We start from the raw sequence: 1310 nt of genomic DNA, 5'->3' as shown, positions 1-1310 counted from the left end.
TGTCAGAAGGCATGTCGCACGCGCCGTTTCGTTTCAGTTGAACCACAGCGCGAATATCAGGAATCCGGCGCCGCCGAACTCGCGCTGAATCTGATTGAAATCGTCGCTGGTGAGGATTTTTCCACTTTCGAGGTAAGGCGCGATGGCCGGGCCGGTGATCGACAGGACGAGGTCGAAAGGTTTCGGCTCGTCGAAGAAGCGCTTCATGTTGATGCCTTTGCCGATGACGCGGAAATGCGGCAGCAGCACGCGGCCTTCGAGAAGGTCCTCAGCCATGGTCAGGGCGGCAAGCCATGCCTGCACTTGCGCCTCGCCGACCTCGAGGCCGGTGAGCGGGTTGACGCCCTTCTGCTGCGGTCCCGGCAGCCATTCGCGGTCATTGTCGGTTTCGGCGCGTATCGCTTTCCAGTCCTCGCGCGAAAGCCGGATCATCTCCAGCAGGTGACGGCGCGCCGCCTTCCGGCGCTCCGGCTCGATCACCGGCCAGTTGACGAGATGCACCAGCGAGATGAAGTCGGCAAAGCGCCATTCCGAGGCGAAGATGCTGCCGCTCATGCCGCCATCCGGCGGGACCAGCGCGTCCTGCAACGGCAGTTTCGCGCGCGGAAACAGCATGTGGAAAGAGCCGTCGAACATGGCTCTGAAATCATGCGCCAGCCAGAAATCGGCCTGCGCCATCAGGAACTCGGCGTAACCTTGCAGCCAGAAACCGTCGGCGCGGTCGAAGCGGAAGGTAAGCGAAGGGGCGGCATCGCTTGCGTCGACGCCGCCGCGTGAGAGCGAGGCCATGATCGCGGCGATGCTTTCGTCAGGCGCGATGTTGCCGTCCTCGTTGAGATCGATACCGGCATGAGCGAGGTCGACCACCATGCCGATATCGGCATCGGCGGGCACCGAGCCCAGCGTGGCGGCGGATTTCTCCAGACGGTCGCGGAAAGCGATCAGGATGGCGCGGAACTTTTCATAGGTCAGCGGCTCGGGACTGGGATTGTCCGGCACGGGCAGCCGCATCAGCGGTAGCATGAAGGATTGCGGGCTCTCGAAACCGTGCCGATGCAGACCGCTGGCCAGGATTTCCAGCGCGGTAAAGAATTCGCCGGCGCCGGCGGCATAGGCCGATGCCGGATCGCTCGGTGCCGCCGCCTCCAGTGCCGCCAGGGCTCTGTTCCGCTCGGAAACGGTTTTCGCCTCGAACAAGGCGGCAGGGTCGGGGCTAGCCGCTTTGGCGTAAGCAAAGGGCAGGAGCAGCAAGAGTGCGAGTGCCACAAGGCCCGACAGTCGCTTCACGATGGATCCTCCCGTCCCAATCC

The 1310-nt window shown here is 63.5% G+C and carries 1 protein-coding gene; it reads right to left on the bottom strand.

The window, feature by feature from the left end; all coding sequences use genetic code 11:
- Window positions 1-33: 33 nt before the first annotated feature.
- Entirely contained in the window at window positions 34-1287 is a 1254-nt protein-coding gene (locus EOA75_RS32905; protein ID WP_127326144.1) for a hypothetical protein, read from the bottom strand.
- Window positions 1288-1310: the final 23 nt, after the last annotated feature.

Origin of the sequence: Mesorhizobium sp. M1A.F.Ca.IN.022.07.1.1 (genome assembly GCF_003997575.1) — a bacterium.
GTDB lineage: Bacteria > Pseudomonadota > Alphaproteobacteria > Rhizobiales > Rhizobiaceae > Mesorhizobium.
Note: the sequence above shows the minus strand (reverse complement) of the source record. Positions and strands in the feature narration are given on the sequence as shown.